This window comes from Streptomyces sp. NBC_01198, assembly GCF_036010485.1.
Classification (GTDB): Bacteria; Actinomycetota; Actinomycetes; order Streptomycetales; family Streptomycetaceae; genus Actinacidiphila.
In genome coordinates, this window is the sequence record NZ_CP108568.1 from 1,543,189 (window position 1) to 1,566,634 (window position 23,446).

The window sequence follows — 23,446 nt, forward strand, 5'->3', positions numbered from 1 at the left end:
GTTGGGAGCCCCTGGTCAGCCGGTGCGGACCGCGCTGGCCAGGAAGTGCTCGGGGGTGTCGTCGTAGTCGGCCAGCCGCCAGCCGGAACCGTCCAGCGCCGGGCGCAGGTTCGGCTCGGCCAGCGGGTCGTCGGGGCTGAGCGGGCGGCGGCGGTGAGCATGGCCTCGGTGACGTCCACGCCGAGGACCGCTCCCGTCTCGCCGACGGCCACGCGCAGCGCGGGCAGGGCGCGCCCGGTGCCGCAGCCCAGGTCCAGCGCGCGCATCCCGGGGCGCAGCCCCATCCGGACGACGGCCGCCGCGTAACGGGGGCCGTCGGCGGCGAAGCGCTGCTCCCAGGCCTCGGCCCTCGGAGTGAAGAAGGTACGCGTCGCCGTATGCCCGCGCCCCGGCTGGTGGCCGCCGACGAGAGACTCAGGGCGGTGGTGCCCACCACGGTGCCGGGCCAGCCGATGCACGGCGCTGTCCTGACCCCGATGCAGGAGAGGGCAGTACTCCACCAGATTCCCACGCCGGCCCGCCGGATCCACCAGTCCTCTCCCCGCAACCCTGCGGGTGCCGATAAATCATCCGGCCAGGTCACGGCCTTGATGCCGGTCTCCGGCTGTGCCTGCTCCTCACCCTCGACGTCTTCACCTGCGCGGGGCATGAAGGCATCATGATCTGTTGTGCTGCTGCGTCTGGCCTACCTCGCCGCGACCAACGCCAGACCTCAACGGCAATGCCACCTCCTTCATCGCCGACAAGGAGTGGTTCGACCAGCTCTTCCCGACGGAGCTGGGCCGCAGTGAGCAAACGAGTGGCTCCGGCAGCGACACCGGCGGCGCGGGGGCAGGTTCCGACAGCACCGATCAGTCGGACGACAGCACCACCACGGTGCAGGGACAGTCACCGCCGGCCGACCCCCGCGACCGCCTGGCTGAACTCCGGCGGGAGCTGCCCGCCCGGATCGAGCTGGCCGAAGGCATCTACCAGCATGCGATCGGGGCGGCAAACGCACTCCTGGCGGACTTCGACGAAGCGAGCCGCCTGCGCTCCGGGCTGGGAGAGGATCCGCTGCCTGCCGACCAGAGGATCCAGTGGATGGAACGTCTGGCGTCCGCACGTGAGACCGCACAGAAGAGTGCGACGGTACTCACCCAGGCAGAGGCCATGATTCTGCAGGTGTAGGGACTGCTGGTCCAGTAGGTCGCGCTATCGCTCCACTGTCTTGTGGGACCGCCCTTGACAGGGGTGAAGTTCCCCCAGTGAGTTGGACAGCCTGATACTGGGACGGTTCGTCCCGGAGGAAGCAGTCCAAGTTGAGTGGCAAGAGCAACATGAGCAAGCGGTACACGGCCGAGTTCAAGCGGGACGCGGTCGCGCTCGTCCGGTCGTCGCCGCATCGGAACGTCACCGAGATCGCCCGGGAACTGGGAGTGAGCCCCGAGGGGTTGCGTGGCTGGGTCAAGCAGGCGAAAATCGACCAGGGCGAGGGGCCGGCGGGCGCCCTGACCAGCGAGGAACGTGAGGAGCTGCGGCGCCTGCGCCGCGAGCTGGCTGAGGCCAAGAAGGCGAACGACATCCTGGTAAAAGCCGCGGCCTTCTTCGCGAAGGAGATCGTGAAGTAGGCGCTGTGTGCCGCTTCATCGATGCGGAGAAGGCCACCGAGGAGAACCCCGATGGCTACAGCGTCGCCCGGCTGTGCCGAGTGCTGAGCTTCCACCGCTCCACCTACTACGCCTGGCTCGCTTCACGGCCCGCAGCCGCCGAACGGCAGTGCGCCGAAGACGGGTTGACCGACCGGATCCGTGAGATCCACGCCACCTCGCGAGGTGCCTACGGCGCCCCGCGCGTCCATGCGGAGCTGCGGCGGGGCGGCCTCGCGATCAACAGGAAAAGGGTCGAGCGGATCATGCGCGAGCGCGACATTCGCGGTGTCACCCGCCGCAGGCGCCGCTACCTGACGCAGCAGGACACCGAGGCAGCCCCTGCCCCGGACCTGGTCGGCCGCGACTTCACCGCATACGAGCCAGGCCGGAAGCTGGTGGGCGACATCACGTATCTCCCCACGGTCGAGGGCTGGTGGTACCTGGCCACGGTCATCGACCTGGCGACCCGTGAGGTGATCGGGTATGCGATGGCCGACCACCACCGCGCCGAACTGGTCACCGACGCCCTGCGCATGGCTGCCGGCCGCGGCGGCCTGCAGCCCGGCTGCATCATGCACACCGACCGCGGCAGCGAGTACACCAGTGGCGAATTTCGCACCGTGATAAGGGAGTTGAATCTGAGGCAGAGTATGGGACGAACCGGCATATGCTATGATAATGCTGCAGCCGAGAGTTTCTCCGGACTGCTCAAAGCGGAGATCGGCACCACCGTCTGGGAAAGCCGTGAGGCGGCCCGAGCCGACGTCTTCTGCTTCATCGAAGTCGAGTACAACCGCACCAGGCTCCGCAAGCACCCCGAGTTCGGGTACCTCACCCCACTCGAAACCCGAGCTAGATTGCGGCACGACCTCACCCCCGCAGCGTAAGCATCCGCTGTCCAAGATCAGGGGGGAACTTCAGTCCTCACGGCAGCGACATCGCGCATCCCGACGTGGCGAAACGCCGACTTGTCGGACGGTAATCCGTCCGGTCGCGACACGAGCCAGGACAGGACGGCTGCGTTGACCTCATTGGCGTGAAGCAGCTCCCCGGTCGGCGGCTTGTCTTCGGGCCGCAGCTGGGTCAAGCCGTCCAGTACGCCCAGGGCTTCCGCGAGCGTCGCCGCGTAGCTCGTGCCGTTCGGGGCGGGGCTGATCGTGACGGTGGAGAAGCCGCAGTCGGCGGAGGTGATCCTGCGGCCCAACCTGGCGCCGAGCGCTTCGGCCACGAACGCCGCGCTCTCCGCCTGGATGCCGGCGCCGTCGAGCCAGCGCTGCACTGACACATGCGTGGTGCCGACGTGGACACCGTGCCGTAGCGCGGCGTCGCGGACGCGGCGAGCCAGGCCCTTGTTGGACGCACCGGCCTCGGCCATCAGGGCGGCGAGGCGGCGGTTGGGTTCTCTGTCCATGGTCCCCCCTGCCCTCGGGTGATGACGGCGAGTGGCAATGGTGTCACGCTCCGATCAGCCGGGGGAGGGGGTTCATGGGTGAACCCCCTCGATGCGCGGTGAACCTCCCGTACTCGCGAACTCCCTGGTGAACGCTGCCGCTGGCCCCGCTGTCGCCGTTGACTTGCAGAAACACCCGCCGGAGCGGCTGACAGGCCAGCTCCGCGACACATGCCGGAGCAGGGAGGTGAAGCGATGGTTACCGCAACGGCGCTCCTTCACGATCGACTCGATCTGAGGCCTGAGCTGGTCGGTGCCCTCGACGCCCGACATCACGCACGGGACGTTCTCGGTGCGTGGGGAGTGCCGGATGAGGTGCTGGCCGACGCGCTGAGCATCGTCACGGAGCTGGTCGCCAACGCCATCCGGCATGCGGAGGCCGAGGAGTCGCTCCGGCGTCACTCGCAGCCGCCTTCCGTTCTGGAGCTGCGGGTCGTCGCCGGCCACCTCTACGTGGTCGTGCACGACGCGAGTCGGCGGGCGCCCGTCCTCCAGCCTCCGTCAGAGGAGGCGGAGAGCGGACGAGGGCTGCTGCTCGTCGCGGCTCTGACCGAAGGCGCCTGGGGCTTCGTCTACGCCGTTCACGACGCCGGAAAGCTCGTCTGGGCCCGGCTCTCCTTGCCCGGCGCGGTGCCGCGCGACGCACTCGGCTCGGAGCGGGCTGGTCTGCTCCCGCCGTCCGCCTCCGCGGTTGGAGCCGGCGTATGAGGCCACAGCCCCGCCGCGCTGCGTCTACGGCCTGCAGGTCCCCCTGACCGACAACCGGCTAGCAGACTCCGCCTCGGCCGCACGGCCTCGATCGACCTGGGCCGACTTGGGGACGAGCCGTAGGGCCACCTCCGGAGCGGGCTACCCGTACGCCGCCGAGAGCGGCTCTCCCCCGATGAAGGAAGAACGATTCATGCCCGGAGCCCAGGAAGAGCGGCTCATCTGCGGCCGGCGCGTGCTCGCGCCGCCAGTGTTGACAACGGCCGCGCTCGCCATGGCCAACGCCCGCGCACCGGGAACGTATTCGGGCGACGACGCCCAGCCGGAACTCGTCTGCGCGATCGACCACACCGGTTCGGCGGAGCACCAGGCCGTTGTGCTGGGCCTCCAGGGGCCACATGCCGGGTCCCTGTGGACGGCATGGCGTGACGGCACGGACCCGATCACCGTCGCCGAGTTGCCGGACTGCCCGGTCGTACGCGACGGCGAGGCGTGCAGTGAGTTCGAAGGCCACCCGGGCGGCCACAGCTGGGAGTTGGCTGACCTGGCCCGCCTCACGCCCAACAACTGCTCCGCGTGATCGCCATAAGACCTTCTCCCGGTTGGGCGTCAACCGGGCTCTTCACACCGCATCTCCCGAAGGGACCCACCACCATGCCTGCTGCCGCCACGGCTACGCAGACCCGTAGCCCCGCCCCCGATACACCCGACGCTCCCGTTTCTCCTCACGCCCCGAAGGCGACCGCGACGCCCCGTCGCTGGACGATCATCGCGGACGACGGCTCCGTCATCGCGGGCCACTTGCCCGAGTGGGCACAGGAGGACCCCACCGCCTACGGCGTCCGCGTCAGCCAACTCCCCGGCGTTCTAGCCGACATGACGCACTGGGCGGATTTCGAGGGCGCCCTTCTCCACGCCCACACCAGCGAGACGGGCGGCGCGACCGGATCGCCGGCGGAGACCGTCGTCTTCGCGAGCAGCATCATGTGCCACCCCTTCCCGGACCCCGAGCACGGCTCCCTCCCCTTCGCCGAGGTCCAGATCACCCCCGACTGCTGGATGACCGGCCTCGACCCGGATGCCCTCACCACCCTGGCCGCCACCCTGCACACGCTTGCCGACCGCGTCGAGAACGACATGCGCCCCCTCCTGCTCAGCGCCCGCAGCGACTGGGCGGCCCACCACCCCGCACCGACCCACGGCTGAAGGAGAGGCGCATCCCGTGTCTTTCCAGAAGCTCCACGGAGCTGGCAACGACTTCGTCCTCCTCGCGCGCCCCCTCCCCGGCGTACACCGGGACTGGCCCGCGACGGCACGACGGTTATGCGCGCGTCGCACTGGCATCGGGGCGGACGGTCTTGTGCTCACCGCCGTCAAGAGCACCGACCCCCTGGTCCTCGACGTGGCGTGCTTCAACGCCGACGGATCCGTGGCCAGTATGTGCGGCAACGCCCTGCGCTGCGTGGCCTGGTCCGCGGCCGAGACGTACAACTGCCGGACGCTGGCTCTGGTGATGGCCGGCGTGAAACACGAGGCGCTGGTCGACGGCGACGACGTCTGGGTGACGGCCGAGGTCGGCGAGACGGCGCTGCGGCAGGTTGAGGGCGTGATCGACGGCCAGACCTTCTGGTACGACCTCGCCCACACCGGCACCGAGCACGTCGTGGCCATCGTGAAGGACGTCGACGCGATCGACGCCGACCGCTGCGGCCGGATGATGCGCCACCACCCCCAGCTCGCCCCGACCGGCACGAACGTCAACTTCGCCCAGGTCACCGGCCGCCACGAGCTGCGCGTCCGCACCTACGAGCGGGGTGTGGAGGCCGAGACGCTGTCGTGCGGCAGCGGCGCCGTCGCGTCGGTAGTGATCGCCCGGCAGCGCGGACTCATCGGGGACGAGCAGGTCACCGTCCACAACCGCTCCGGGACACCGCTAAAAGTGCGCCCGCACGCGGAAAACCGAAGCATCTTCTGGGTCGGCGGCCCGGTCACCCAGGTCTACCGAGGAGAACTCACATGCTGCCCGTGATCGACGCCCGCGACCGCGAAGCCGTGCACCGCGAGGCCGAGGCGCTACGGCGATGGCATGACGGCCTCACCGAGCCGCTAAAGGTTGCGATGGTCTACGGCGGCGGGTCGCAAGAGGACCGGCTCTACCTGGCACACTGCCCGCCCGAGCAGCGCTCGGACACCACACTCCGCCGCTCCCTGACGGAGATCGGCGCGGACTTCACCGTCCTCGACCCCTGCGACCCCGGCTTCGTACGCTCGCTGCCCGCCTTCGACATCGCACTGCCAAACCTCCACGGCCCCTACGGCGAGGACGGCCGCCTGCAGGGCCTGCTGGACTACCTGCGCATCCCGTTCTGCGGCAGCGGAGTCGCCGCATCCGCGGTGTGCGCGGACAAGCTGCTGTGCAAGCGGTTCATGCGGAGCGTCGGCGTACCAACGCCGGACTGGCAGGTGTGGTGGCCAGGCCAGAAGACCGAGTGGCCCGGCCGCCCGGTCATGGCCAAGCCCGTGCTCGGCGGGTCGAGCGTCGGCATGAGTCTGGTGCAGGACGTGGCAGCGCTCGTGCCCGCGCTGGAGTACGCGTGGGCTTGCGACCCGTCCCACGTCCTGGTCGAGGAGTACGTGGTCGGCCTGCCGGTGACCGTCGGCGTGCTCCAGCTGCCCAGCGGCCTCCTGGTCTTCCCGCCGCTGGCCACCGAGGCGATCGGAGCGGAGTTCTACGACGCCGAGGCCAAGGTCGACACCAACGGGCGCGGGGCCGTTTCCGTCACGGCCGCGGACCTGCCCGCAGCGGTCCGGACTGATCTCATCCGTCACGCCCTGGCCCTGTGGAACGGGCTCGGCTGCGGCGGCTGGGCACGCATCGACTTCGTCATCACAGGGACCGGCCAGCCGTACGCCCTGGAGGTGAACACGACACCCGGCATGTCGGCGGAGTCGAACTTCGCCGTCGGTGCCGGCCTGGCCGGGCTGAGCCACGCGGACGTCGTACGGGCGATCCTCCACGAGGCGTTGACGCGCCGACCGTACGATGTCCCCCTGCCCACTCCCGCGCTCGGCGCCGCGGCGGAGGTGGGGGAGACCGCCGCCTGACGCGCCCCGGGAGCCCGCGACCGTGTCCCACCTCCACGACGTGCCCATGTGCCGCCAGCTCATCGCGCCGGATGAGTGGGAGGAGCACGGCGGGTGGGAGCTTGGGGACCGCGAGAAGTGGTCCGACCGGGCCTGCGGCCTCGCCTCCCTGCGGATGATCCTGCTGGCGTACGGCCGCGAGGCGCCGACCATCACCGAGCTGCTGAAGCTCGCGGTCAAGAACGAGGTCATGACGCCGCGCGGCGCCCTGCACGCAGGTCTTGCCGAGCTGGCGGCCTCGCACGGAGTCCCCGGCCGCGCCAAACCGGTCGAGGTGGAGGAGCTGCTGGCGCGAGCGGCTGAGGCGCCGCTGATCGTCTCGATCACCGAGCAGTTCCCCGACGACGGTCGGCGCGGAGGCCATCTGATCGTCGTACGCGGCTATTGCGACGCCCCTGACCCTGCCGTCTTCATCCGCGACCCCTCCCGATGGGGCCAGACCCACGACCGCGTACCGCTCAGCCGAGTCGCGGCCTCGTACTCCGGCCGCGCGATCACTTTCCCGCCCCTGCACTGAGAAAGGCCTTGTACGTGATCACACTGACGCTCGCCGAGATCGCCGAAGCCACCGGAGGAAGCGTCCACGACGCGCCCGATCCGGAACAGGTACGCGTCACGGGCCAGAGCGCCAGCGACTCACGGCAGGTCGCACCGGGCGGGATGTTCGTCGCCGTGACGGGCGCGCGGGTGGACGGCCACGAGTATGTCGGCCAGGCGGTGGACGCCGGGGCGGTGTGCGTCCTGGCCTCCCGCCCGGTAGGCGTGCCGGCGGTCGTCGTGCCCGACGTGACGGCCGCCCTCGGCCGGCTGGCGCAGTACGCCCTGACGCGCACGGGAGCGCAGGTCGTCGCGCTCACCGGCTCAGCGGGCAAGACCACTACGAAGGACCTGCTCGCCCAGGTGCTGGCCCGCCACGGTCGGACCGTTGCCACGCCCGGCAGCTTCAACACCGAGATCGGCCTGCCCCTGACCGTCCTGTCCGCCTAAGAGGACACCCGCTACCTCGTGCTGGAGATGGGCGCCCGCCACGTCGGCGACATCGCCTACCTCGCGACCCTGACCCCACCCACCCTCGGCATCGTCCTGAACGTCGGCTCCGCCCACGTCGGCGAGTTCGGCAGCCGGGAAGCCATCGCCGAGGCGAAAAGCGAACTCGTCCAAGCCCTCCCGCCCGCCTCCGAGGGCGGCGTCGCGGTCCTGAACGCCGACGACGACCTAGTCGCAGCGATGGCCGACCGCACGAAGGCCGCAGTCACGTACTTCGGCACGAGCGAGCAGGCGACCATCCGCGCCACCGACATCCACCTGACCGTCGGCCGCGCCACCTTCAATCTCCACACCCCCGACGGCAACGCCCCCGTCACCCTCCAACTCCTCGGCGCCCACCAGGTCCACAACGCCTTGGCCGTCGCAGCCACCGCCCACGCCTTGGGCATGCCGACCGACGCCATCGCCGAGGCCCTGTCCTCCGCAGCACCTATCTCCGCCGCCCGCCTGGAGATCCTGGAACGCCCCGACGGCGTCACGATCATCAACGACGCCTTCAACGCCAACCCCGAATCCACCCGCGCCGCCCTGGAAACCCTCGTCTCCCTCGCTCAAGGCCGCCGCACGATCGCCGTCCTGGGCGAGATGAAGGAACTCGGCCCCACATCGATCGCCTCCCACGAGGGGATCGGCCACCTCGTCGCGACCTTGGCTATCGACATCCTCGTCACGGTCGGCACAACCCCGGACGCCACTGCCCTGACGATGGCAGCCCTGGTGACCAACCCCGCCCTCACAACTTTCACCACCCCCGACGCCGAATCCCTCCTTGCGACCCTGACCTCGCTCCTCGTCCCCGGCGACGTCGCCCTGATCAAGGCAAGCCGCTCAGTGGGCCTGGAACACTTCGGAGACGCTCTCCGGACCGCCGCCATCCGACTGCATTGACATGGCCTTGAAGTGCGATCGCCTCGGTTCGCCAACCTGGCGTCCTCGGCGCCGCTTGGAAGAGGATGGGCTGGGCCTCCTGAATCATGAAGCTGCGCAAACTTGAAGTGGCTGGTCAGGAAGCCAGGCGCGATGTGCGAAGTCAAGGTCAAGTGGACTGCTGGTAGCCCAACATCGAGGCCTCTCTCGACGACGAAGGTGCAGCAAAGGTCAACCCGACACCACACGGGAGAAGCAGTTCGACAACCTTCGCGCATCCACCCGCCAGACAAGGAAGCCTTCGGCTCACTGCCATCGAGATCGAATCCCCTTCTGCACGATGAGTGCTGATCAGTAGCGCCGCTGCTGTCCATCAGCCTCGTCCGGACTACTGGCGGGATCTTCCGTAGCGAGTGCGCCGATCGAAGTCATGTTGGGAGAGGAGGAAGCCGCTACGATTTCCGGGTGGCCCGCCTGATCGATCGAGCGGCGGTGCCTTGGCCGCGCTGTTCGGGAGGAACGCCTTGACGCAGCACCACCTCCGCTTCGCCCCGCAGATCCTCGCCCGGCTCGGTGAAGAACTGGTCCCTCACGCGGACTTGGGCATCATGGAACTCGTCCGCAACGCTTACGACGCGGACGCCACGATTTGTCGACTACGGATGAGTGAAGCCGAGCAGCCCGGCGGCACACTTGTCGTTTCGGACAACGGCGATGGAATGACGGCGGAGCAGCTCTCCAGCGGATTTCTCCTCATTGGAAAATCCGGAAAATCGTCGGACATCTATACCCGTACGGGCCGGCGCAAGGTGGGCGAGAAGGGTTTGGGTAGAATTGCTGCCCTGCGCCTCGGTACTAATGTCACCGTACGCTCACGCTCCAAGGACGAGCCTAACATCGAGCATTCGCTGACGATCGACTGGAATCGAATCGATGCGTCTGAAGCGGTGGAAGATGTCCCTCTGGCAATCAGGAGCCAAAAATGTGAGGGGGAGACCGGAACGACCGTCGAGATAACGGGGCTTCGCCAGGGAATCGCTCAGCGGGACGCCGACCGTCTTGCGCGGTCGGTGCTCATGCTGACGGGTCCCTTCGCTGATGGCTCGGCGTTCCGAGTGACCTGTGATTCCCCGGAATTCGAGACCCTTTCCAGGGTGATCACTTCAGATCTGCTCCAGTGGGTCGAATTTCGCCTCGTGGCAGAGTTGGACGAGCACGGAAAGGCTTCCGCAACCCTTTACAACTGGCGCGGTGAAATCATCAAGTCGGCGGGACACGATGAAGTGGGTAGGAAGCGCCAAGGGCGTGGAAATCGCGACGCACCTCTGACGTTCTCCGCGCCGTCGGCCGCGTTCGAGATGTGGATGTTCAACCTCAACCCTGGGGCTTCCAAGGAGGTTCGGTTCGCCCAGCAGCCCACAGCGGAAATCAAGGAGTGGCTCAAACAGGTGGGCGGAGTTCATCTGTACCATCGGGAACTCCGCGTGCAGCCATACGGAGACGTGGGGAACGACTGGCTGGTAATCAACCTAAGGCGTGCAGCGAGCCCCGAGGGTCGTGCGTCCACGAACAACTCTGTTGGCCGCATCCAGGTGGAGGACCCTGATGAGCTTCTCCAGCCCAAGACGGACCGTAGCGGTTTCGTCGACAACCTACAGTTCCTTGAGCTGCAGGAATTCGCAAGACGTGCCCTGGACTGGTCGGCGGAGCAGCGACTTGAATTGCGTGAGCAGCGTCGCATCGGCGCGGCGCCTAAGGCGCGCGACCGGGTCAAGGAAGCTGAGAAACAGTTCCGTAATCTATTGCAGGCCGTCAGTCCGAGGGACCCCGAAACGCCAACTCTGGATGGCGCCGCTGACTCTGCGGTATTGGAGTCCTTCACCGCCGGAGCCTCCGAAGTATTCGACTCTCAACGTCAGGAAATCGAAGCGCTCCGCGAAGACCTTCTCCTGTACCGCACCCTGGCAACGGTCGGCACCAGCACCGCAGTTTTCGCGCACGAGGCGATGAAGCCGGCGGCCCGCATCATCAACGAGGTCAAGACGGTCAGTCGCCGGGTCAAGCAGTACGTTTCGGAGGACGAATACAAAGAAAGATTCCACTCGTCGGTTGAGAACTCGATCGACAGCGCCAAGACCCTGGAGACCTTCGCCCGCCTCCCGCTGACCCTTCTGGCGAAAAATAAGCGGCAGATCGCCGACATTCACATCGACCGGGAGTGTCCGGCGATCGTCCGGCTTTTCTCTCGCTATCTCGATGAGCGTGGAATTCAGGTCGAATACGATCTTGACGCGGAAGGTGCGATCGTCCGCAGTACTATCGCCGACATTGAGTCGATCCTGTCCAATCTCATCGTGAATGCCGCACATGCCTTCACGCGCACAGATGCCATCCGGCCAGAGCGTGCGATCCGCGTCAGAACGCGCCTGGCCGTCGAAGGAGACACAACTCGCCTGTGCCTCTGCGTCGATGACTCGGGTCCCGGCATCAAGGACATCTCGTTGAGCGCGATCTGGCTGCCGGGCAAGACAACACGCGACAACGGGACCGGCCTGGGTCTCACGATCGTCCGGGACATCGTCGCCGACCTCGGCGGCACCCAAGAGGCGCGTGAGTACGGCGAGTTGGGTGGCGCGCGTATCATGGTCTGGCTTCCGGCCCAAGCCGCCGGGGCCAAGGGGAGTGAGATGGGGGACGAGTGAGCGTACGCCCGTTGGCAGAGGGATCGTCGGTCGTAGTCATCGACGATGACGTGATGGACGCGAGTAGCATCACCCATCCCCTTCAGGACGCGGGTTTCCGTACAGAGATGATCACCGAGTTCACATCGGGTCAGGACGCCGACGCGTTTCTCGCTTCTCTGGGCGATCGCTACGACGCCGTGGTGTGCGACCACATCCTTGGAGGGCGCGGCAACGCCCGCTTCACAGGCGCCGAGCTGGTGTGCAAAGCGAACCAACGAGTGGGCAGGCCGCTGCCAGCGGTCCTCATCAGCAGCCACGTCAACACCGATCAGAACGGGGCGATTCTGCGCTGGCGCGAAGGCATCCCGAGCGTTGTCGACAAGAGTGACGCCTCCGATGCAGTGGTGGACGCGCTCCGTTACACCCTAGACGAGCTGGCCGGAAACCTCGCCCGAGAACGGCGTGCCTTCGCGACTCCGATCGAGGTCCTCGCCGTGCGGTCCGAGGGGGAGGAACCACAGGCGAAGGTGGTCGTTGTCGGCTGGAAGATCGACTCCTCCGTCTGGATGCCGTTGCGTCCCATCGAGAAATCCACAGGCCTCCGACCGGAAGAACTGCCCGGCCGATGGCTTGAGGCCGAGGTGAACTGCTACGCGAAGGAAGCCTCCGACCTCTTCTATCGCAACATCGTCCTTGCTCCCGATCTGCCGAAGGAGTGGCTCACCGCATGAGCGCCCCGACCGCTCCCACTGAACTGCCGCTCGGCCAGCAAGCAGAAGCAGACTTAGCTGTCAGTGTCCTGGACGTCGGACACGGAAATTCTGCTGTTGTACGCGATGGTTCGACCTGCGCCGTCATTGACACGGCCCCAGGCGACATCGTGCAGCGTGAATTGGATCGTGTGGGATGCGAACACATCGAGCACCTGATCATCTCGCACTCAGACCAGGATCACGCCGGTGGCGGCCCGCAGATTCTGCTCGATCCTGCGCGCACAGTGGGAACTGCCTGGTTCAACCCGGACGCGAAGAAGAACAGCCGAATCTGGGAACGATTGATCCGAGCCGTGCACACCCGTTACAGGCACGGTGGCTTCGGCGGGCACCAGATGTTGCACACAGAGACGCCTCAGACGCTGTACTGCGGTCGGGCGAGGCTCGAAATTTGCCATCCCAGCTTCCTCATGGCCGGCACCGGCCCGACGGAGACATCCCCGATCTTCGGAAACCTGAACACCAACACCATTTGCATCGTAGTCCGAGTGCATCTGCTGGAGGAGCCCGCCGTCCTCCTCGCAGCCGACATTGACGCGGTGGCACTCAAGCACATTCAGGAGAACGGCCATCAGTTGTCAGCGCCTGTCCTCGTTTTCCCCCACCACGGAGGACTCCCTGGCAGGGCTGATCCGCAGTCCTTCGCCAAAGACCTGACGGAACTAGTGGCCCCTCGACTGGTCATCTTCTCCATCCGGGGCGGACTGCGCCCGGCCAATCCGAATCGGGAGATCATGGCGGGCGTGCGGTTGGCTGCTCCGGACGCGCACATTGCATGCACGCAACTGTCGGTGCATTGCCATGATGAGAAGCAACTCGTCACCGACCGGCACCTGACAGTCCTCCCGGCAGCGGGTCGCAAGTCCGGCCGGTCCTGTGCGGGCAGTTTGACCGTGACACACGCCGAGGCAGGACTGCGCTTTGACCCGCCACTGGAGACCCATCGGTCGTTCGTGGATGGCGGTACGGTGGCCAACCCGCTCTGCCGACTCCCTATCCCCGGTCCGCGCAAGGCTCCCAGTAACGCTCGCCGAGGCGACGTGGCTGATGAGACGTAGCACGACGGGATCAGTGATCCGTTCCCAACGCCCCTGATCCTGCTGCAGAATGACACCGAAGCCGTTCCAGACACTTGATCCAGGACGCCATCCCTTCCGGATCAGCAGGAGGGGAACTAATGAGTATTGCGGCCTATGGCAAGTACGCACGTCAGCTGGAGACCTTGGTGACTGACGTGGCCGCAGGTCATTGGCGCCGTGTGGGAGATGACGTGACGCATGCTCTCAACGGTCAGGCGTCGACGGAACTGCGGCGTATGGTTCCACGCGCCGATCGCCGAGCCACCGGATCCTTCTTCACGACCGGCAGGGTCCGGGAATCCTACGAGGGACTGCTGACGCGCAGCACGCCCTCCGGACAGACGCCAGTGATTTGGGACCCCACCTGTGGCGGCGGAGACCTCCTCATTGCCGCTACCACACAATTCCCAGTAGGGGTGTCACCAGCAGAGACGCTAACTGTGTGGAACCGCCGAGTAAGAGGCCACGACCTTCACGATCCCTATGTGGCAGTGGCGCGCATGCGGCTGCTCCTGGCCATGTTGGAACGTCATCGGGCTGTTGGTTCCGATGTCCCGCTCACGGAAGACCGGTGGCGCGCCGCCTTCCCAAGAGTGCAGGTCGGCGACGGTCTGCTGGCATTGCGTGAAGCGTCCCAAGGCCGCGGCTTTGGAGGCCGATTGCTTCTGAATCCCCCCTACGGCATGGATGCGGCACTCTCCGGCTGTACCTGGTCGACCGGTAGGACATCCTTGGCTGCGACGTTCACCGCTCAGGCGTCAGTCGCGATGGCTCCGGGCGGGACACTCTTCGCCGTCTTGCCCGATGTACTTCGCAGCGGAAGCCGCTACCGGTCCTGGCGAAGCCAGCTTGCCGAGCGACTGGAGCTGGAGGAGATTCGCCCGCACGGCCTCTTCGACGATCACACAGACGTAGACGTCTTCTTGCTCTCTGCCGTCCGTAGGACAGGCGGCCACCCCGGCGCAGTCGCCTGGTGGCCACCGTCCGCCATCACCACGGACGGCGCTGTAGGTGACCATTTCCGCATTGGAGTCGGCCCCGTCGTCGACAACCGGGACTCTCTAGACGGGCCAGAGGTTCCCTACCTCACGGCGAAGGAGCTGCCGGGCCAAGGCGCGATGGGGCTTCCATCTCGCAGGCGCCACTTCAGCGGGCGTTTGCTTGATCCCCCCTTCGTAGTCATGCGCCGTACGTCCCGACCAGGGCAAGGAGCAAAAGGAGGCTCCCGTGGAACAGGAGTGCTTATCGAGGGCGAACAGCCAGTCGCCGTGGATAATCACCTGATCGTGGCGGAGCCGCTGACAGGCGGAGTGGCACGCTGCCGGGAGCTGCTCAAGGTGTTGGACGGCCCAAAGGTCGTCCACTGGCTTGACGAGCGCATTCGCTGCCGCCACCTGACCGTCACCGTCGTCCGATCACTCCCTTGGGGCTGACCTGCGCCACGAGTTACCAGAAGGAAAGACCACCAGCCCGGACAGGGTGATCGGGTGCGACATGCGTGCGAGACGATGTGGATCGTGACGGTCCATAGAACAGGAATTCCCTGGGGAAGTCGAAGTACTCGCCTGCGTTCCGGGCCCATGTTGTCACGTTGTGCCGGGTCAGTCCCAAGCACACCAACCCCTCCGGTGTGCCTGCGGGCTCTACCGTCGGTACGCCATCAACCGAACTGTTCAACTCGGCTGCGAGTGATAGGGGCCAGGTGGTAATCGTTGCTGGACCCTTGAGAAGAGTTGAGGCAACAGCGTGATCATCCTGGATAGCTGCGTCATACGCAGCATGAAGCTCGACAGCAGCGAGGTGGACGTCCTCCGCGCCATTGTTCGAACGAAGACCGAGCGCGTCGGCGCGCCGTGGATGGCCATCGAGGAGCTAGCAGCGCAAAGGGCCTTGGAATACCTCGAGGCTCACAGGGCCGCAGCGAAGGCCCTCGCAACGCTGGAAGGTAAGAGCTACCAGACGGAGGCGAAGCTCGTCAGCCCCGATGCGGAGGCTGTTCGAGAGAAGTGGCGTAAGGAGTACGCCAGTTTCCTCGAGATCCTCCCGACGAGCGACAGCGCCATCCGTGAAGGCGTGTACCGGGAGGCCAACATTCTGCCGCCTGCTGGGACGAAGCAGGCCGGCGGCAACAAGAGGGTGAAGGTCGGCACGCGAGATGTCGCCATTTGGCTCACGGCTATCCAATACGCCCGGGCGAACCTGGACGAGACAGTCTATTTCGTCAGCAACGACCGGGACTTCCCCACGGGTCGTGGCGGCTACCCCCCGCCCATGGATAGCGATGTCGCGGGGTTAGGCGACCGATTCGTGCACCTGACGAACCTCGACGAGCTGCTGGACGTCGTCGCCCCGCGGGTCGAGGTCGATGCGTCGGACGTGCGCGGCCTACTCAGACTGCACACAGGGTACGTCACCATGCGCGCCAGGAGGAGCTGGAGGTCAAGCAGGGCCATCACACCTTTCGACGCCCGAACTCAGGGGGGCGGGGTGTTGTCGGCCCAGAGATGGGTGTTCCCAGACAGGGTTCAGGCGGAGCTCTTCGACGTCAGCGACATCAATGCCTATCGGCTCGGAACGAATAGCTGGGTCGTGGCGACAGCTCGCTGGCAGTTCGCCGGCCTGGTAGTTGCGCCGGGCACTGTAGAGATGGGCGCGTGTGTTTGGGAGACCCGCATTCTCTTCCCTGCGCGGTCTGGAGACGACCACGCCCCACTGATCATCAAGGCATACCGAGCGGTGCCCGTCGAGGACGTATCAGCCGTCGACTGGTCGCAGTTGGTGAACTGGGATCATCCGCAACACGTCCTCAACATCGCGGAGACGGAGGGACGCAAGCCGACCCTCGCCGAGATGATGACGAGCATGCTCGTGGCGCTCCAGCCGCCAAAGCAGAACGATGAGGCGGGTATGTCCCTAGCGTCTTACCGGGACTACCAGCAGGACGACGAGTCCCTCGACGAGGGATGAGGTGGGGCCCGGCCGGTGTCAGCGACGGGCGGATCTTGCACTGTCGGCGGGACCTGCCAGCACCTCTTCCTCCGCCGAGCGTGATCGTCCGCTGGTCACGTTCGTCGACCACGGCCCGGCCGGGTCCGGCCCGCCGGTGGCAGCGCTACTGCGGCCGGGCAACGTGGGCAGTAACACCCTGGCCGATCACTCACCACCACGAAGCGCCCTGACTCAACTACCCAAGCCGTATGGCGAGGTCGGCGAACCCCGGGAGGCCAAGCAGGCAGAGCAGAATGTTGCTGCGACGGCCTGGCGGAACCGGGCCGCTCGTCGACTGCTTGATGGCGGAGACCCGACGCTATGGCGCGGTGGCTTAAGCAGCAAGAGGTGTCGGCTTCTTCGCTCGCGGAGAGACTACGAGTCGGGCGCCAAAGATCATCCCGACGCAACGGTAGGACGGCGGCGTGACCGCCGGCCCCACCCGGAGCGGTCCGCAAACGGTCCGCAGGACAGTCGAAAACGGCCGTCGGGGGCCAACGCTGGCCGTCGGGAAAATGCCTGGTCAGCGCCGGGTCGGCGGCTTCGCCGCAGGTCAGAAGGGTGGGTGATTGGTTCATCAACCAACTGTGGGGCAGCCCCACCCCGGGTGGCCACCTCTATTCCGCCCCCGTCCACCGAACCGTGGCAGCGCTGAGCTGGAACAGCACCGGCCGCACCGTCTGGAGCATCGACGCCCTGCGGGACCAGAACTATCAGGAGGACCAGGCCGAGACGTTCATCCTGGTGCGGGCCGTTGCCCAGCAAGGAACGTACCCGGAAGACCATGATCTCCTCGACTTCGATGCCCGCTTCGAGACCACCGCGTACCCGGCCAATTACCTGTGGGGCCCCGGCAGCCGCGGGGAGGCGCTGGCGTGGGTGGAAGAGCATCAGCCGCAGGGCGACACTGTCGACTACATCGACCGTGTCCTGCTGGTCCGGGAGCACGAAGGAACGGTCTTCCTCCCCATGCGGGCGGAGGTGGCCGCGGGCATCCCGGAGGTTCACCGGGTGGGCCGCTGGCACGCCGTGCGTGCCGACTTCGCCACCGACGCACTGGGCCACGTGCGCGGCGGACACCGTACTCCGTCGGGCGGTGACTGCCGGACCAGAGGTTGTCCCGTTCATATCCTCGGATCCGACGACCACCCGGGGCCCTCGCAGCTGCTGCCGAGGTGCTCGGCAGCGTCACTCCTGCCCTGCCGCCACCAGTCCGTCTGCCCCCGTACTTTGAACCGCTGAACCGTTTCTGATCACCGCCCTCGCTGTGCGCACACCATTTGAACATGCCGGAAAGGCGTGCCGAGGTACAAGCGCGGCGTGCCCACAGAGATACGGAGCCGCCCGTGACCACCTTGCCGGCCCAGCTGCCGTCCGAAGTTCCGACGCTGATCCGCCTGACCTACCGCAGCGAACACAGCCTGGCCCCCTCCGAGCCCACCGACACCCTTCAAACCTGGTTCGTGAACGTCGGCATCAGCGGAGAGGAACGGGCCGAGGCGATGGACAGTCTCCGCCCCACCGCAAGCGAACAAGCCCAGAATGCGGTGGAGACGGATCTCTCGGTTGCCGAAATGGTCTTCATCCGAGTGCCGATGTTCGGCGCCGGGAGTCCGTGGCTGCTGATGGATGAGCACAGCCCCCGACTCTGCGAGTGCCGATAACTCATCCGCGCAGATCAGCGGCCCACGGACGACCTGCTTGGGTGTGCAGAGAGGCGTACAGAACCCATGGCGGAACGACAACAGCGACTCGGCTTGACTCTGTCGGGGATCTTGGAGTTTCCCGGTACGCCAGCGTGATCAGCGGGCATGCTCGGGGCCGTTTCGTCGACCAATACAGCTTCCGAGGTGCCCGTTGTCCCTCCATCCCCGTTCCGGTGAGCAAGTCCCGCCTCTGACCGCGCAAATCGCGCGGCGAGCAACCCTGGCGGTACCACGGTGATGTGGGTGAGAGACCGGCTGGATGGGCTGTGGTGCGACGAGGACTTCGCCGGCTGGTACCCGCGCGACGGACGCCCCGGCCTCTCGTCGGCCCAACTTGCCACCGTCTGCGTTCTACAGTTCCTGCTGGGCATGTCGGACCGGCAAGCAGCGGAGGCGGTCCGCTGCCGCATCGATTTCAAGTACGCCATGGCCACGGAGCTGGACGATCCGGGCTTCCACCACAGCGTGCTCGCCGACTTCCGCGAGCGCCTCACTGAAGACGACCGCGCGGACCGCCTCCTCGACCTGGCACTCGCCCGCCTGAAAGAGGCAGGGCTGGTGCGCGAGCGCACCACGCAGCGCACCGACTCCACCCACGTTCTGGCCGCAGTCCGCGACCTGACCCGGCTGGAGCTGGTCACTGAAGCGGTCCGTGCCACGCTCGAAGAAGCAGCCCGCACGGCCGGACACCTGCTGGTCGGCCTGGTCGACGAGGAATGGGGGCGCCGCTACGGCCGCCCGGTCCGCCTGGGCAAGAATCCCACCCGGCCCAAGACCCGGATCCTGTCCGCCGGCAGCGACGCATACCAGTTATTGGAGCGCCTCCACCACGACGGCTCCGGTTACCGGCCCGGCCCAGCGGCCCAGGCCCTGCGGCAGATCATCGTGCAGAACTACTATCGCGACCCGGCAGGACGCTTGAGCTGGCGCACCGCCGACGACGGCGGGCTGCCGCCATCCTCCAGCGCGATCGTCTCCCCCTACGACATCACCGCACGCTACGTCCGCCACGGGCACATCATCCGCTGGAAGGGGTTCGCTGCGCACGTCACCGAGACGTGTGATTCCGACAGCACCAACGTGATCACGGACGTGGCCACCACCTCGGCCGCCACCAGCGACGGCCAGGCCCTGCCCGGCATCCACACCCGCCTGGCCCGTAGCGCCCTGCAGCCCGCCGAGCACCTTGTCGACGGCGGCTACACCTCCCTGGTCCACCTGGAACAAGCCGCACGCGAACACCAGATCACCGTCACCGGGCCCCTGCCGGGCAACCCCACCAGCCAGCACCGCAGGAACGAAGGCTTCGACCGGGACGACTTCCACATCGACTTCGACCGCCGCCAGGTCACCTGCCCCCAGGGCCAGGTCAGCGCGGGCTGGCACGGCCCCTACCCGGCCTCATCGCCCACCGCGGCACCGCTGATCATGGCCCGGTTCACCAAGAGCCAGTGCCGCCCCTGCCCGGCGCGCACCCGCTGCACCACCACCGCCGACAGCGCCCGGACCGTGGGCTTTCCCCCGCGGGAACTCCGCGACCTGCAACTCCGCGTTCGTACCGAGCAGCAGACACCCGACTGGAAGGCCCGCTACGCGGTCCGCTCCGGAGTCGAGGGCACCATCAACGAGTTCGCCCACGGACACGGCATGCGCCACTGCCGCTACCGAGGACAGCCGAAAGCCCACCTGCAACACGTACTCACCGCCATCGCCGTGAACATCGAACGACTCAGCAGCCAGCCAGCGACCGGGGAAGCCTCATCATCGAGACCGCCGACCGCCTTCCAGACCTTCCTGGACCAGCAGGGATTACCCCGGCCAAAGTCCTGGCGCACCCTCGGCACCTGACCGCGTCCAAGATCCCCGACAGAGTCAAGCTAAGGCCGGCTCAGGTGGCCCGAAACGGGCTCAGGGCATCGTGCCGGGGTCGGAGAAACCGGCCGAGGAGCCGGATGACGTGGCGAGACCGAAGTAGCCTATACCGAAACCTGTCGCGGCGAAGAGCAGCCCCACGCAGGTGAAGACCGCGCAGAAGGCGAGCCCCACCACCAGCCCGAGAGACACGCCCGACGGCGATGCCCCGGCCACCGTCGCGCGTTCGGGGTGCTCGGTCAGGTACCGCACCTCGACGAAGTCGCCGACGACCCGGGGCACCCGAGAGGTCTCCTCAATCCGGATGTCGCGGCCGTCCCTGGTGCGGAATCCGAGAATTACGTGCCGGGTGGCACTGCTCGTGCTGAAACCGCCAGCTGAGATCGCGGAGTGGTCGCGGGCCACGTAGGTCTCCAGGCAGCGGGCTTCCGCGGTCAGCCCCTGGGCGAGCGCCCGTCTCCGCCACCTGGTCCGGCGGACCAGGGTCAGCCCGAACGCCGCCCCCGCGCAGGCGAAGAGCAGGCCGATCATCCCGAAGACCACACCGAAGACGCCACCGATTGCGAACATCTCGCCCCCCGAACTGACCGCTCCAGGCCGAAGCGATTGTGCCGGGAAGGATGGTCGGAACGCTCCAGCCGGTTCCATCCCGGCGCCACCGGGGTACGGCGCCCCGAAGTAGTCAGCGAGCCCGAACTGCGGGCCGTCTTCGAGAAACTGGCCGCAAAGTTCGGCACCGTCCTAGTGATCGTGGACAGCCCTGTCCCTGTCGACAACCTCATCGATGCAGGTCATCGCCACTATCGGCTCATCCCGAGCGAGAGCCGAGAGCGCTCCACTTGAACGCGTTCAACGTAGGGTCAGCTAAACATGAACTCGTTCAAGCAGGCCTGTCCACTGTTGATCGCCGCCGATTGCCGAAATGTCTGCTGACCTGCCTGGATGGTGTTTTCGGCACCCACACACTCCAGCGGACATGACCCCCACAAATGCCGACCGCGCCCTGGGCGCCACGGCAGGTGGCAATTGCCGAGGGTGACGGGTGTGCGGCAGCGCGCCGTGCATGGACGCCGCGACGGCCCAGGCAGGTGGCATAGCCGTAGCCGCCTGGAGGCGTCATTAGGGGTAGAGGGGGCATCAGGCCGCCGGAGAGTGAAGGTGGGCATGGAGGCCGAAGACCTCGACGGTTTCCGGGAGTTCGTGGCGAACTGGTCTACCGTCCTGTTGAGGACGGCGGTGCTGCTCAGCGGCGGCGACCGCCACGCGGCCGAGGATCTGCTGCAGAACGCGCTGATCAAGGTGGCCAGCCGCTGGCGCCGGATCGACGAGCCCGAGTCGTACGTCCGAAAGGTCCTGTACCGCCAGCAGATCACCCGACTGCGGCTCAAGGGACGGCGCAGGGAACTGTTCGTCGCCGAGCCGCCGGAGGGTGCGGTCGACGGTGACCGCACCGGTGCCGCCGATCTGCGGGTGCTGATGCACGAAGCGCTCGCCCGCCTGACAACCCGCCAGCGCACCGTCCTGGTACTGCGCTACTTCGAGGACCTGCCCGAGGCCGAGGTCGCCCGCATGCTCGACTGCTCGGTCGCAACGGTGCGCTCCACCACCCACCGTTCGCTCGCCCGGTTGCGCACGCTGGCGCCCGAGCTCGCCGCTCTCGACGAGCCGGCCGACCCGCCACCGCCGCAGAGCAGCCCCACGGGCCCTGCCCGGACGTCCGCCCCCGCGGGCCGGTCCCACGCCTCCCGCGGCGGCAACGGTCCGGCGTCCCCTGTCCCGCGCCTGGAGGCACGGCCGTGAACATCGACGATCTCATCCGTGACACGCTCCGTGAGCAGGCGCGGTCCGCCGGGCCCGCGCACCCCGGCCTCGCCGGGCAGGTCCTGGCACGCCGCGCACGGCGCAGGAGGGCGGGCTTCACGGTCGCGGCCATCGTGGCAATTGCCGCCATCGCCGCGGCGGTCACACCCGGCGTGCTCGACTCGGGCGACAAGCACGACCCCGCCGACCGGCACCGCAGCCCCGTTGTCAACAGGATCGAGAGCCATCCCTCGCAGAGCCCGCCCCGTGACCGCATCGCGGCCGGAAACCAGGTGCTGGCGGCCTACTACACCACCCGGACCGTTCCCCAGCCCGACCATGACGAGATCCAGACCCGCACCTACAGTCTCCTCAACCCCGGCACCGGCCGCTACACGAAGGACACGCGCTGGTCCGATGCGGCCGTCGTCCCCGGCCTGAAGACCGCGATCGTCGTGGAACAGGCGCTGCCGGCAGAGCGGGTGGGCATCCTCGACCTCGGCACCGGCAAGATCACCCGCTGGATCCCCGTGCCCCACGGTGCGGGAACCGTGGCACTCTCGCCGAACGGCCGCAAGCTGGTCATCACCACCTACGACAAGAACCCCAACCGCCTCTTCTGGGCCAACCGAGGCGCAGTCATCGAGGACGACGGCGGCAGCCAACAACCACAGCCGGAATACTCCCGCACCGGATTCGCCGTCGTCGACCTGCCGTCGGGAGCGGCCCAGTGGCACGCCCTCGCACCCGACACCTCCATGCTGGGCTCCCCCGACTCCGGCGCCGCCCTCCAGTTCAACGCCGACGGCACACTCCTTGCCGAGCGGAGCCCCTCCCTCCACCTGGTGTTCCACCGCCTCGACGGCGCCACGGTCCCCGCCCCGCCGAAGGAGGAACACGAGGATCCCGCCATCGCACCGGCAGGCCTGTCCCCCGACGGAACCCTGATGGCAGGAGACTTCGCCGACAAAGACGGCACAACCGCCACCGAGGTCCTCGACCCGGCCACGGGCAAGCGGGCCGCGGTGCAGCGCGGCCAGCAACTGCTCGCCTGGGCCGACAACTCCCACCTCATCGCCTGGGACACCACCGGCGGCACGAGCGAGTTCGCAAACCGGCTGGTAATCGTCACCGTAGGCAGCAACGAAGAGACACCCCTCACCGGAACACAGGACACAAAGACCGGCGAGCCTTCCCCGGCCCACTGGGAACCCATCTTCACCCACCGCTGACCCGGGGGCTCCCGAACCTGAGACAGCGTCCGGGCCGACAACGCCCACGGGGAACGGGCCAACTGCGACTACCTGCGCAAACGCGGGATCCGCTGCACAATTACGGAAACGGCAGACCAGGTTCACAACCGCAAGAAACTGGGCGCCCGCGGCGGTCGTCCGCCGAAGTTCGATAAGACCGACTACCGCGAGCGCCACGCAGTCGAGTGCGGGATCAATCGCCTCAAACGTCACCGGGCGGTGGCCACGAGATACGACAAGCTCACTGTCCGCCAAGAGGCCACTGTCACCATCGCGGCCATCACTGAGCTTCTTCAGCGTTGCCTCTCCAGGATGAGGACGGCTTTGGTGATGACACTCATGCGGTTGGGGCGATGCGGGATCTGCGGAAGATCTGTCAGGACTTCAGCCGTGCTATGCCGCGCTCTGGGCCAGCCGGTCGAGCGGGCTGGCCAGGGCGACGGG

Annotated in this window: 20 protein-coding genes and 4 pseudogenes; 21 read left to right on the forward strand and 3 right to left on the reverse strand. The window is 67.1% G+C overall.

Features of this window, described 5'->3' with window-relative positions; genetic code table 11:
- Positions 1 to 137 precede the first annotated feature (137 nt).
- Positions 138 to 380, reverse strand: a pseudogene (locus OG702_RS35430) (class I SAM-dependent methyltransferase); the annotation flags it as partial.
- A gap of 286 nt (positions 381 to 666) precedes the next feature.
- Between OG702_RS35430 and OG702_RS06965 the strand changes: the two are divergent.
- The 3 genes from OG702_RS06965 to OG702_RS06975 all read left to right on the forward strand — a co-directional run bounded on the left by OG702_RS06965 (position 667) and on the right by OG702_RS06975 (position 2,518).
- Positions 667 to 1,170 (forward strand): hypothetical protein, encoded by a 504-nt coding sequence (locus OG702_RS06965; protein ID WP_327287981.1) that lies wholly within the window; start codon positions 667 to 669, stop codon positions 1,168 to 1,170.
- A gap of 131 nt (positions 1,171 to 1,301) precedes the next feature.
- Positions 1,302 to 1,610, forward strand: a complete 309-nt coding sequence (locus OG702_RS06970) for a transposase (protein WP_327286743.1) — start codon at positions 1,302 to 1,304, stop codon at positions 1,608 to 1,610.
- Positions 1,611 to 1,615: 5 nt separating this feature from the next.
- Positions 1,616 to 2,518, forward strand: coding sequence for an IS3 family transposase (locus OG702_RS06975; protein ID WP_327287962.1), 903 nt, complete (start codon positions 1,616 to 1,618; stop codon positions 2,516 to 2,518).
- A gap of 17 nt (positions 2,519 to 2,535) precedes the next feature.
- Here the strand turns inward: OG702_RS06975 and OG702_RS06980 are convergent, their stop codons facing one another.
- Positions 2,536 to 3,042 (reverse strand): hypothetical protein, encoded by a 507-nt coding sequence (locus OG702_RS06980; protein WP_327287982.1) that lies wholly within the window; start codon positions 3,040 to 3,042, stop codon positions 2,536 to 2,538.
- 234 nt (positions 3,043 to 3,276) lie between these two features.
- Between OG702_RS06980 and OG702_RS06985 the strand changes: the two genes are divergently transcribed.
- From OG702_RS06985 to OG702_RS07055, 15 genes and pseudogenes are all read left to right on the forward strand, one after another.
- Entirely contained in the window at positions 3,277 to 3,789 is a 513-nt protein-coding gene (locus tag OG702_RS06985) for an ATP-binding protein (protein WP_327287983.1), read from the forward strand.
- 193 nt (positions 3,790 to 3,982) lie between these two features.
- The gene (locus OG702_RS06990) at positions 3,983 to 4,369 is read left to right on the forward strand and encodes a hypothetical protein (protein WP_327287984.1); all 387 of its coding nucleotides are present in this window, start codon (positions 3,983 to 3,985) and stop codon (positions 4,367 to 4,369) included.
- Positions 4,370 to 4,443: 74 nt separating this feature from the next.
- Positions 4,444 to 4,995, forward strand: coding sequence for a DUF6907 domain-containing protein (locus OG702_RS06995; RefSeq protein WP_442814319.1), 552 nt, complete (start codon positions 4,444 to 4,446; stop codon positions 4,993 to 4,995).
- Positions 4,996 to 5,011: 16 nt separating this feature from the next.
- Positions 5,012 to 5,818, forward strand: coding sequence for a diaminopimelate epimerase (gene dapF / locus OG702_RS07000; protein ID WP_327287986.1), 807 nt, complete (start codon positions 5,012 to 5,014; stop codon positions 5,816 to 5,818).
- On the forward strand, positions 5,806 to 6,894 hold the full coding sequence (locus OG702_RS07005; RefSeq protein ID WP_327287987.1) for a D-alanine--D-alanine ligase family protein: 1,089 nt from the start codon (positions 5,806 to 5,808) through the stop codon (positions 6,892 to 6,894). The genes dapF and OG702_RS07005 overlap by 13 nt, the downstream gene beginning before the upstream one ends.
- 22 nt (positions 6,895 to 6,916) lie before the next feature.
- Positions 6,917 to 7,450, forward strand: coding sequence for a C39 family peptidase (locus tag OG702_RS07010; protein ID WP_327287988.1), 534 nt, complete (start codon positions 6,917 to 6,919; stop codon positions 7,448 to 7,450).
- A 14-nt stretch (positions 7,451 to 7,464) separates the two neighbouring features.
- Positions 7,465 to 8,868, forward strand: a pseudogene (locus OG702_RS07015) (UDP-N-acetylmuramoyl-tripeptide--D-alanyl-D-alanine ligase).
- Positions 8,869 to 9,371: 503 nt separating this feature from the next.
- Complete coding sequence (locus OG702_RS07020; protein ID WP_327287989.1) at positions 9,372 to 11,549, forward strand: sensor histidine kinase; 2,178 nt, start codon at positions 9,372 to 9,374, stop codon at positions 11,547 to 11,549.
- A gap of 107 nt (positions 11,550 to 11,656) precedes the next feature.
- Positions 11,657 to 12,262 (forward strand): response regulator, encoded by a 606-nt coding sequence (locus OG702_RS07025; RefSeq protein ID WP_327287990.1) that lies wholly within the window; start codon positions 11,657 to 11,659, stop codon positions 12,260 to 12,262.
- Positions 12,259 to 13,362, forward strand: coding sequence for a ComEC/Rec2 family competence protein (locus tag OG702_RS07030; protein ID WP_327287992.1), 1,104 nt, complete (start codon positions 12,259 to 12,261; stop codon positions 13,360 to 13,362). The genes OG702_RS07025 and OG702_RS07030 overlap by 4 nt, the downstream gene beginning before the upstream one ends.
- A gap of 1,767 nt (positions 13,363 to 15,129) precedes the next feature.
- The gene (locus OG702_RS07035; RefSeq protein ID WP_327287993.1) at positions 15,130 to 16,350 is read left to right on the forward strand and encodes a PIN domain-containing protein; all 1,221 of its coding nucleotides are present in this window, start codon (positions 15,130 to 15,132) and stop codon (positions 16,348 to 16,350) included.
- Positions 16,351 to 16,438: 88 nt separating this feature from the next.
- Positions 16,439 to 16,582: pseudogene (locus OG702_RS07040) on the forward strand (IS1380 family transposase); the annotation flags it as partial.
- Between the two features lie 350 nt (positions 16,583 to 16,932).
- A complete protein-coding gene (locus OG702_RS07045) occupies positions 16,933 to 17,613 on the forward strand; it encodes a hypothetical protein (protein WP_327293487.1) in 681 nt (226 codons plus the stop codon).
- A gap of 104 nt (positions 17,614 to 17,717) precedes the next feature.
- Positions 17,718 to 18,035, forward strand: coding sequence for a hypothetical protein (locus OG702_RS07050; protein WP_327287994.1), 318 nt, complete (start codon positions 17,718 to 17,720; stop codon positions 18,033 to 18,035).
- Positions 18,036 to 18,320: 285 nt separating this feature from the next.
- Positions 18,321 to 19,925 (forward strand): IS1182 family transposase, encoded by a 1,605-nt coding sequence (locus OG702_RS07055; RefSeq protein ID WP_327287995.1) that lies wholly within the window; start codon positions 18,321 to 18,323, stop codon positions 19,923 to 19,925.
- A gap of 60 nt (positions 19,926 to 19,985) precedes the next feature.
- Here OG702_RS07055 and OG702_RS07060 read toward each other — a convergent pair whose 3' ends face one another.
- Positions 19,986 to 20,519: a DUF3592 domain-containing protein gene (locus OG702_RS07060; protein ID WP_327287996.1), complete on the reverse strand. Its 534-nt coding sequence runs from the start codon at positions 20,517 to 20,519 to the stop codon at positions 19,986 to 19,988.
- Positions 20,520 to 21,113: 594 nt separating this feature from the next.
- Between OG702_RS07060 and OG702_RS07065 the strand changes: the two genes are divergently transcribed.
- The 3 genes and pseudogenes from OG702_RS07065 to OG702_RS07075 form a co-directional block, all read left to right on the forward strand.
- Entirely contained in the window at positions 21,114 to 21,749 is a 636-nt protein-coding gene (locus OG702_RS07065) for a SigE family RNA polymerase sigma factor (RefSeq protein WP_327287997.1), read from the forward strand.
- Entirely contained in the window at positions 21,746 to 22,981 is a 1,236-nt protein-coding gene (locus OG702_RS07070) for a hypothetical protein (RefSeq protein WP_327287998.1), read from the forward strand. Before OG702_RS07065 ends, OG702_RS07070 begins: the two co-directional genes overlap by 4 nt.
- A 27-nt stretch (positions 22,982 to 23,008) precedes the next feature.
- A pseudogene (locus tag OG702_RS07075) lies at positions 23,009 to 23,296 on the forward strand (IS5 family transposase); the annotation flags it as partial.
- Positions 23,297 to 23,446 lie beyond the last annotated feature (150 nt).